The 9,698-nt window shown below is 53.0% G+C and carries 9 protein-coding genes and 1 pseudogene; 3 read left to right on the top strand and 7 right to left on the bottom strand.

The window, feature by feature from the left end; all coding sequences use genetic code 11:
- From AC06ND_RS04120 to AC06ND_RS04110, 3 genes and pseudogenes are all read left to right on the top strand, one after another.
- On the top strand, positions 1 to 493 hold a 493-nt coding region (locus tag AC06ND_RS04120), incomplete at its 5' end, for an alpha/beta hydrolase (protein ID WP_475677725.1).
- Between the two features lie 131 nt (positions 494 to 624).
- Positions 625 to 1,425 (top strand): annotated as a pseudogene (locus AC06ND_RS04115) (family 43 glycosylhydrolase); the annotation flags it as partial.
- A gap of 498 nt (positions 1,426 to 1,923) precedes the next feature.
- Positions 1,924 to 2,817 (top strand): hypothetical protein, encoded by an 894-nt coding sequence (locus AC06ND_RS04110; RefSeq protein WP_475677724.1) that lies wholly within the window; start codon positions 1,924 to 1,926, stop codon positions 2,815 to 2,817.
- Between the two features lie 102 nt (positions 2,818 to 2,919).
- Here AC06ND_RS04110 and AC06ND_RS04105 read toward each other — a convergent pair whose 3' ends face one another.
- The 7 genes from AC06ND_RS04105 to AC06ND_RS04075 all read right to left on the bottom strand — a co-directional run.
- Positions 2,920 to 4,101: an iron-containing alcohol dehydrogenase gene (locus AC06ND_RS04105; RefSeq protein WP_475677723.1), complete on the bottom strand. Its 1,182-nt coding sequence runs from the start codon at positions 4,099 to 4,101 to the stop codon at positions 2,920 to 2,922.
- Positions 4,102 to 4,181: 80 nt separating this feature from the next.
- Positions 4,182 to 5,117 (bottom strand): M14 family metallopeptidase, encoded by a 936-nt coding sequence (locus AC06ND_RS04100; RefSeq protein ID WP_475677722.1) that lies wholly within the window; start codon positions 5,115 to 5,117, stop codon positions 4,182 to 4,184.
- Between the two features lie 9 nt (positions 5,118 to 5,126).
- Positions 5,127 to 6,059 (bottom strand): M14 family metallopeptidase, encoded by a 933-nt coding sequence (locus tag AC06ND_RS04095; RefSeq protein ID WP_475677721.1) that lies wholly within the window; start codon positions 6,057 to 6,059, stop codon positions 5,127 to 5,129.
- Positions 6,034 to 6,819, bottom strand: a complete 786-nt coding sequence (locus tag AC06ND_RS04090) for a transglutaminase-like domain-containing protein (protein ID WP_475677720.1) — start codon at positions 6,817 to 6,819, stop codon at positions 6,034 to 6,036. Before AC06ND_RS04090 ends, AC06ND_RS04095 begins: the two co-directional genes overlap by 26 nt.
- A gap of 3 nt (positions 6,820 to 6,822) precedes the next feature.
- Positions 6,823 to 7,521: an alpha-E domain-containing protein gene (locus tag AC06ND_RS04085; protein WP_475677719.1), complete on the bottom strand. Its 699-nt coding sequence runs from the start codon at positions 7,519 to 7,521 to the stop codon at positions 6,823 to 6,825.
- A 9-nt stretch (positions 7,522 to 7,530) separates the two neighbouring features.
- Positions 7,531 to 8,868, bottom strand: coding sequence for a circularly permuted type 2 ATP-grasp protein (locus tag AC06ND_RS04080; RefSeq protein ID WP_475677718.1), 1,338 nt, complete (start codon positions 8,866 to 8,868; stop codon positions 7,531 to 7,533).
- A gap of 33 nt (positions 8,869 to 8,901) precedes the next feature.
- Positions 8,902 to 9,698: asparagine synthase-related protein (locus AC06ND_RS04075; RefSeq protein WP_475677717.1), on the bottom strand; the 797-nt coding region annotated here is incomplete at its 5' end.

Genomic DNA, 9,698 nt, shown 5'->3' with positions numbered 1-9,698 from the left:
GGCACCTCAGCCACGCCCACAGGGTCAGCCTCAGGCACGCCCTCAGCAGCAGGGTCCTCGCCCTCTCTCAGCTGGTGCATTCGGCGACATCCTCATCAAGGACATCATCCCTATGGTTGAGAAGAACTACCGTGTCATCGCAGACAGCAAGCATCGTGCACTCGCAGGTCTCTCAATGGGTGGAATGCAGACCCGTGCAATCTCTCTCACCAACCCTAAGACCTTCTCATGGATCGGTATGTTCAGCGGTGGAGCAATCTCTGTCGAGGACGTCGAGAACGCACCTGGTTTCCGTGAGAACAACAAGCTCGTATTCATCAGCTACGGTAGCCGTGAGCTCGAGAACCCTAGGGGAACCGACCCACGCGTGACCACCGCAGAGCTTGGAAAGACTGGCATGAACACCGCCTTCTATGTTTCGGAGGGTACAGCACACGAGTGGCAGAGCTGGCGTCGCAGCCTCTACGAGTTCGCTCAGAAGGTATTCAAGTAGCAGATAGAAAACCGCGGCAGTAAAGCCGCAACAACCAGATACACTAAATGAAAAGAATAATTACAGCATTCGCAGTCGCACTGGCCGCCCTCTTTGCGGTCAGCTGCGGCAGCAGTGAGCAGCAGGCTACCATGAAGAAGATCGTCTTCCCAGGTGACTACCCTGACCCAAGCATCATGCGCGACGGAGAGGACTTCTACATGACCCACTCATCGTTCACTTATTATCCGGGCCTCCTCGTATGGCACTCTACCGACCTTGTCAACTGGGAGCCAATCTCCCGTGCCGTCCAGGACCAGCCATATTCAATCTATGCACCTGAGATCTGCAAGGTGGGTGAGAAGTTCTACATCTACTACCCTACCAGCAGCGGCCAGAACTTCGTAGTCATGGCTGACGACCCTCATGGTCCTTGGAGCGAGCCTATACTCATCAACGTACGCGGTATCGACCCTGGCCATGTCCTCGCTGAGAACGGCAAGCACTACCTCTATACCAACAACGGTCACATGGTTGAGCTCACCGACGACGGTCTTGCTACCGCAGGCCCTAACCAGAAGGTCTATGACGGATGGGACTTCCCATCAGATTGGGAGACCGAAGGCGTTTGGCTCGAGTCACCGAAGCTCGTGAAGCATGGAGATTACTGGTACCTCATCACCGCTGAAGGTGGTACTGCAGGCCCTCCAACCAGCCACATGGTGGTAGTAGCACGCAGCACCTCTGCTCTCGGTCCATGGGAGAACAGCCCATACAACCCTATGGTACACACCTACTCAGCTGATGAGGAGTGGTGGTCAAAGGGTCATGGAACTCTCTTCGACGACGCAGAAGGCAACTGGTACATCGTATACCATTCATATAGGAACAGCTACCACACTCTCGGACGTACATCCATCATCGAGAGCGTAATCTGGACAGAGGATGGCTGGCCTATGCTTGCTGACCCAGGTCTCAACTTCGAAGAGGACGTAGAGGGCAGCGTACAGTTCGCAAACCTCCGCGACTTCCACAACCCTATCATGTGGGCAAAGTGGGAGCCAGGCTTCGAGGGCGGCGAGCTCTGGACCATCACAGCAGTCGACAGAGCGTATGAAGTATGCGCTGAGTACGAGTGCGCAGAGGGCGCAAAGGCAGGTCTCTACCTCTTCTACAACGAGGATGCTTATGTAGGAGTACAGGCTGAGGACAGCCATTTCTTCCTCCGCATCGTGAACGATCACAACAAGGTCACCACCTACAAGAGCCTCGATGGCAAGGAGTGGAACGTTGTTGAGGAAGGCGTGGACGTTTCCGGATACCATCACAACGTCTACAAGGGCTTCTTCGCTCTCCGTCCTTCAGTACTCGTAAGCGAAGGTGCAACTGTGAAGGCTTTCGACTACAAGGTGCTCTAATCAGAAGTAACAACCAAAAACACTACGAGATAAATGAAAAAGTTCATTATTTGCTCAGCAATGGCATTCGCAGCGCTCGCAGCCAACGCGCAGCCTGGTATGATGAGAATGCCTGCACCAGAACCTGATCCTTATACCCTCGAGGTAGGCAAGCTTACCATGGTAGTAGACGCAGGTCAGGGTGCAAAGGTCATGTCCTTCAAGTATGACGGTAAGGAAGTGATGTCAGAGCTCAAGGGTTTCAACCAGTTCGGCAGCACATTCTGGACCAGCCCTCAGGCAGAGTGGAACTGGCCTCCTGTAGCTGAGTATGACAGATTGCCATACACAGTCGAGAAGCAGGGCGATGCCCTCGTGATGACCAGCAAGCTTTCGGAGAAGTATCAGTACCAGATCAAGAAGACCTTCAAGACCGATGCTACCGACAACTCTATCGCCATCACCTACTCAATCATCAACCGCGCTGACAAGGCAAGGCAGGTAGCTCCTTGGGAGATTACCCGTGTTCCCGGTAACGGTCTCATCTTCTTCGAGGCGGCTCCAAAGAGCATCGAGGCGGCTCAGGGTGAGCTCATTCCTTTCGTTTCCAAGTACGGTGCAGCTTGGTATGCATTCGACGAGAAGCCTGCTAACCGCAAGACCAACGCAGACGGTAGAGGTTGGCTCGCTTATGCGAACAACGGTCTCCTCTTCGTGAAGCAGTTCCCTGACATCATCTCTACCCAGCCTGCTCCAGGTGAGGCCGAGATTCAGGTATATGTCAACGAGGGTAAGACCTTCATCGAGATCGAGAGCCAGGGTGCCTACACTACTCTCCAGCCTGGCCAGGCTCTTGAGTACACCGTAAAGTGGTTCCTCGTTCCAGCTGACAGCAAGGACGTTCCTAGCAAGAAGCTCCTCAAGGTCGCAAAGAAACTCACCAAATAAAACGTTATCTTAAAAAGTAAGAGGCCGTTCCTTTCGGGGAGCGGCCTCTTCATTTATATAGCCCTGAGAACACCTCTTGCTCTCAGGGCTGTATCTGCCAAATTACTTTGCGAGAGTGTAGATATTCACCATATCCTGACGCTCGAGCACCTTGAGGGCACCGAGAGTCTTCTTGCCATAGTTGCTTGCCTTGTCTGCCATCTCTGCGATCTGCTCGTCAGTGATTTCCTTGCCGAGAAGCTCGTGGATGCTGGTAGGCATGCCGATTGAGTGGTAGAATGCCTCCATAGCCTGGATACCGGCCTCTGCTGCCTCCTCTGCGCTCATGCCGTCAGTATTGACGCCCATGACGTTCTTTGCGAAGCGTGCGAAACGGCCCATGTTCTGGCTGCGGGTATAGCGTGCCCAGCTGCCCCATACGGCTGCGAGACCTGCACCGTGAGAAACGTCGAACATACCACTGAGCTCATGCTCGAGGTGATGTGTAGCCCAGTCACCGATGGTACCGCAACCGGTAAGGTCATTATGTGCAAGGCTTCCTGCCCACATGATCTGTGCACGTGCGTGGTAGTCGGTAGGATTTGCGAGAGCGACTGGAGCTGCCTCCTTAACTGAGATGAGGATAGACTCAGCGATACGGTCTGTAACGTCCATATCGTCCTCGATCGAGAAGTAACGCTCCATGGTGTGCATCATGATGTCGGTAGCGCCGCAAGCAGTCTGCCATGCAGGAAGAGTGTAAGTTCTCTCTGGGTTCATGATTGCGAACTTGCAACGGAGATGGTTGCTGCCGTATCCCTTCTTGAGAAGACCGTCCTCGTTGGTGACTACTGAGTCGCTGGACATCTCTGAGCCTGCTGCAGGAATGGTAAGTACGCAACCTACAGGAAGAGCCTTCTGGATAGGCTTACCGGTGGCATAGATCTCCCATACGTCACCCTCATAGTAGTATCCCATTGCGATACCCTTGAGAGAGTCGATAACTGAACCGCCACCTACTGCGAGACAGAAGTCAACGCCTTCCTTCTTGCAGAGCTCGATACCTTCGTGTACGAGAGCAAGATGTGGATTTGGAACCACGCCACCGAGTGCTACGTAAGGGATGCCTGCGTCGTCGAGGTTCTTCTTGACCTTATCGAGAAGACCTGAACGGATTGCGCTCTGTCCACCATAATGAAGGAGTACCTTGGTACCGCCATATTTCTTTACCATCTCGGCAACCTTGTCCTCAGACTTCTTGCCGAATACCACCTCTGTAGGTGCATAGAAATTAAAATCTACCATATCTAGTTTGTGTTATTGTTTCTAATTTCCAAAGGTAAGAAAAATTAGCACATTCACCACATGCCAACCAACGAATATGGTTAGAAAGGTCTTATCCTGAACAAAGGCACGTTGAGGAGTGCCAGTGGCTTATTCAATACATAGAATACGACTCCGTCGCAAGGGGACGCGAGACTGTCAAGCACAGTGCCCTCGTATGGATCCACGATCCTGGCTATCACCTGCCCCGCATGCACCTCAGTGCCGGCACCGACCTTCTTTCTGAAAACACCGGCCGCAGGAGCCTTGAGAGTGATCAGTGTGTTCTCATTGAACACAACTGAATCGAATGAAGGCTTCGACGCATCCGACGCAATGTCGGCAAGTCCTATCTTGTGTATGAACTTCAGAAGCGTGCTGACAACGGACTTCGTGCTGGCCAGGCTAACGTCATCGTTCTGCCCACCGTATATTGAATAGGCCTTAGCATTCCATATCTGCCAGTTGTAGTTCAGCGTAGTCGTGTCGAAAGGCTTAGGATCACGGATTGCCACGTAAGGCATTCCGAATAGCTTTGCGGTCTCCAAGTCTTCAAGTCCCGTCCTCATCAGCCTCACATGAGGGATGAAGTCTCCCGGCATATATGAGCTTGCCATCTGGACGCCGTATGAATAGTCCTTGATGGCCTCGAACAGTCCGGAAGCGATTCTCTGGGTGGTTTCTCCGAGATCGTAACCCGGGAACATCCTGTTGATGTCCGTGTTATCCATGGCCCAGAAACGCTTCTCAATATTTGTAGAGAATGGATTCGCCGACGGTACGACGAGTATCTCATGGCCGGGGATCAGATGTCCCTGCTCTTCCATCTCTCTGAGTTTCGAGATCAGCTCTGCGCATACGAGCTGCTGGTGTACCTCATCTCCCCTGAGAGCTCCGATCACGGCAAGGCTCTTCTTTCCTGAGCCGAAACGATAGCCCCATATCCTGAATGTGTCGCGGTATGGCGACTCCATGCTGAAAAGTATCTCCTTCTTCATTTCCTTTTCCTACAAGCGGTGAATACGTGCTAGCAACGAGCCTTCATAGCAGACAGGGTATGCCCTGATGGTGAACAGATAGCCCCTGCACGGCGACTTGATATCCTCGATGACCTCACCGGTCAGAGGGCTGATGATCTGCCCGAGGCTGTCCCCTTCCTCGACGATCTTGTTGTTATGGGTCTCAGTCGAGAAGATTCCGGACGCCGGAGCATTCACGAAGTTGACCTGGTCTCCTGTAGAGAGGATAGGATCCGATATCTCGTTCATGTCAATGTCGCCCTTCCACATGCCCATGCTACGCATGAGATTCTTGATGCCGAGCGTAATCTTCCTGCCGTAATAATGGTTGATTCTCATACCGACGCCGAGCTCCACGACGAGAGTCGGAGTGCCGACGGAATTGAGAGAATGTGCGAGAGTAGATTCGAGCACCGTCGCCGCTGCATGCACCCAGATGAAGGCGAGATTGAGGTGACGGGCCATAGGGACGAGCTTCTCCGCCGTCTGCTCGCTGATTCTCACCTGCGGAACTTCGCGTAGGAAGATGTTGCTGGAATGGATGTCTATGACCATGTCCGCACCCTTGAGGTCCTCTACGACCGCTGCCGCAGCCTGCTCGGCCATGGTACCGTCAGGATCGCCGGGAAAAATTCGGTTCATGTCCAGGTCGAAGTTCGGTATTCCTCGCGTGATGGAGTCAATGCCCATAGGGTTCAGGGCAGGATATACCTCAACCGTACCGTCGAGGAACTCGAGCTCCTTCATTATATCGTGCTGCAGCTGGAAGCAGATGAACTGGCCCTCCAGCTCGTCACCATGGGTTCCGGTGACTATGCATATACGCTTCTTTCCTTCGCCATGTCGGATGATGTGCTTCCTGATAGAGAACTTCTCATCAACAGGCATGGACGTTTCAAATATCGTCTTTACCATCTTCATTTATCTGTTTTACCTTGACCACGGTCTGGGTCGACTGGGTCACTATCCCGGTGAAGAGACCTCGGTTGACCGGGCAGTCGGCCGCATCCCTTCCCCTTCCGAGCGCAATGTACCTGTCGTCGCAGAATCTCCCGGCCGTAGGATCGATCCCGATCCACTCCCCGGAAGTCCATATCTCCACCCATGCATGCGTCTCCCCTTCTCCTTCGTAGAAGCCGCAGACATAGCGGGCTGGGATTCCGTTGTGGCGGCAGAGTGATATCAGTATGTGGGAGAAGTCCTGGCACACTCCGCATGACTGGGAATAGGCCTGCAAGGCGGTAGTTGCATTGCCTGTCGAACCAGGAACATAAGAAATCCTCTCCTTCACCGCCATGGCCATCTCCATCGCTGCCGATTCTGCAGACCCGCTCCTGAGCAGGGGCTCCATCGAAGAGTCATACGATGCAAGCGCCGATGGCAGAAAGAACACCGGAGAAGGCTTCTCTTCCTTTCGACGGCCACCGCTGACGACTATCTTTCCCTTGCTCACATAGGAGAACTCCGCATGCGCTTCCGCGATATGCCCATACACCAGTTCCGACCCCCACACGTCCGTGGAGGTCGAAAGCAAGCATGGTCCTGAAGTTATCTCCACCGATGATTCGACGAGATTCTGTACCTCATCGTCGAAGGGGACAGCCCTGAGAAGGAAGCTGTGCGCCGTGACCGGTCTGGAGAAACTTGCCTTGGACTCGTATGAGTAAAGGAAAGTCTTCATCAATTACAAAGTTACGAGATTACCGAGAATAGTCAGCACCTTATTGGTGTAATTCACATTCTCGGGCTCGTACATTCCTTCCACGAGGAGGGCCTTCAGATCGTCGAAGGCATCTGGATTGAAGGCGTTCGGCTGCAGCTTACGATAGAATGAGAGCGTCATGAGAGCTTCCTCTATCCTGTAGAACTTGTATCCGAATCTTATGTTCATGTCAATATGCTCGACAAGCTTTCCTATCTTCAGCAGAGTCTTGACGCGCTCATCGTAGACTCTCTCCTCGACCGAGCCCCAGAACGCGAGCGTCCAGTCGGTAAGGGTCTGAAGGAAATCCACATTGGGTTCACAATCGTTCTTGCTTGATTTTCTGAGAGCCTCGAGACAGAGCTGGACATATCCGAGCGTATGGGATGTGATCTCCTCTCTTACCACGAGAGCGTTGTCATTAGCGCACTCGATGCAGGAGATCAGAGCTGCGGGGTTGGTAGCATCGTTGATGAGACCCCTTCTGATCGCACCTTCATCGCCATAGACAACGAAATTGCCGATCTTCTCGATATAACGGGAGTATTCGTCAGAGTCTCCGTCTATCATCATGTCATAGCACTTGCGGAGCAGGTGGAGACAGAGGTAAATCCTCTCCGTATAACGTCCGAGCCAATAAAGGCTGTTTCCCTTTGCGGGAGAAAGTATGAGTTTTTCCATAGTTATCGTCTATTTGTTCATCACCCATGTATCCTTGAATCCACCGCCCTGGCTGGAGTTCACCACGAAGGAGTTCGGATTCCTCGAGAATCTAGTGAGTCCGCTCTTCCATACCTTGACAGCCGGAGTGCCGTCCTCGCTCTTGCCTCCGGTCACCACGAATGCCCTGAGGTCAGCCTTGCGCCATACCTTGGTATCGCCCTCGAGAATCTCGAGACCCTTGAAGTCGATGACTTCCTGGGCAATCCAACGACGTGGCTGCTCGATGATGAGGGTCTTGAGTTCCTCAAGCTTTTCAGGAGTAAGGTCCCTGCCGAAAACGACTCCATATCCGCCGGCCTCGCTGACGTCCTTGATGACGAGCTTCGAGATGTTGGCAAGGATGTAGTCATAGTCCTCCTTATAATAAGGAAGATAGGTCGGAGCATTGTGAAGTATTGGCTCCTCATCGAGATAGTACTTGACCATCTTTGGAACGAAGTAGTAGATACCCTTGTCGTCTGCGACTCCGTTTCCGAAGCCGTTGAGGACAGCAACAGTGCCCTTCTTATAAGCCTGGAAAAGATTAGGAACGCCGAGAAGAGAACTTGCCTCGAAAGCCATTGGGTCCATGTACTCGTCGCTCACCCTACGATAGATAGCGCCGACACGTACCTTCTCCTTGTAGATACCGGTATAGTATACGATGTCGTCCTCGACCATCATGTCACCTGGGAAAGCCAGAACAGCGCCAGTCTTCTCGGCAAGGTAGCTGTGCTCGAAGAAAGCAGAGTTGTATCTTCCAGGGGTAAGGATGACGTTGATGCCTCGTCCACCGTTCATGTTGTCCATCATGTCCTTCAGGATATCAGCATAGTCACGGTTGTCGGCGACGCTGTTGTCGATGAAGGTAGTCGGAGAAACCTTGCGGGTAATCTCCCTGGCAATAAGAGGATAGGAAGCTCCTGAAGGGATACGGAGATTATCCTCGAGTATGAACCAGTTGCCGTCCTTACCCTCGACAAGGTCTATTCCGCTGATGTGGGAATAGACCTTGCAGGTAGGATCGACTGACTCGCACTCCGGCATATAGCCTTTGGAAGCATAGACGAACTCCTCAGGGACCACGCCGTCCTTGATGATGTTCTTCTCATGATAGATGTCCCAGAGGAACGCATTAAGGGCCTTAACCCTCTGGATGAGACCGGCTTCAAGCATCTGCCAGTCCTTGTGGGAAATGGTTCTGGGGATGGAGTCAAATGGGAAGATCTGCTCGTTGAAGATCCCATTCTTGTAGACTCCGAACCGGACGCCGTAGCGTTCCATCCAATTGTTGACCGAATCACGGCTTTCGATGAGTGTCTGCATGTTCGTTTTATACTTGTTAAGTTCTTCGTTTTTCTATTTGTAAGACTGCTCGTGCACGCCCTTGATAGCACGTCCGCTAGGCTCGTTCTGGCCTTTCCATGCGGCGTCCCATTCGAGAGCAATCGCAGTCGAGCATGCCACGCTTGCCTCATGAGGCACGCTGCGTGCTGCGCTTGCGCTTGGGAAATGCTCCTCGAAGATTGACCTGTAGTAGTACTCTTCCTTGTTCATCGGGGTGTTGATCGGGAAGCGTTCTGCCGCATGCGCCATCTGCTCGTCGCTGACAGCCTCTGAGGTAACCTTCTTGAGGGTATCGATCCACGAATAGCCCACGCCGTCGGAAAACTGCTCCTTCTGGCGCCAAGCAACGCTCTCAGGAAGCATGTCCTCGAATGCCTCGCGGACAATCTTCTTCTCGATAGTAGATCCTGGACACATCTTTGCGTCAGGTCTGATGGACATGGCAACGTCAAGGAATTCCTTATCGAGGAAAGGCACACGGCCCTCGACACCCCATGCACAGAGACTCTTGTTCGCGCGCAGGCAATCATAGAGGTAGAGCTTTCCGAGCTTGCGGACGGTCTCCTTGTGGAACTCCTCTGCAGATGGAGCCTTGTGGAAGTAGAGATAGCCTCCGAAAACCTCGTCTGCGCCCTCTCCGGAAAGCACCATCTTGATACCCATGGACCTGATCACGCGTGCAAGCAGGTACATAGGGGTGCTGGCGCGGACTGTCGTCACGTCGTAGGTCTCGATGAAATAGATCACGTCGCGGATGGCATCGAGTCCCTCCTGGACGGTATAGTTCACCTCATGATGCACGGTGCCGA

This window comes from Candidatus Cryptobacteroides sp. (assembly GCF_056207615.1).
This window is presented reverse-complemented; position numbering and strand designations above follow the sequence as displayed.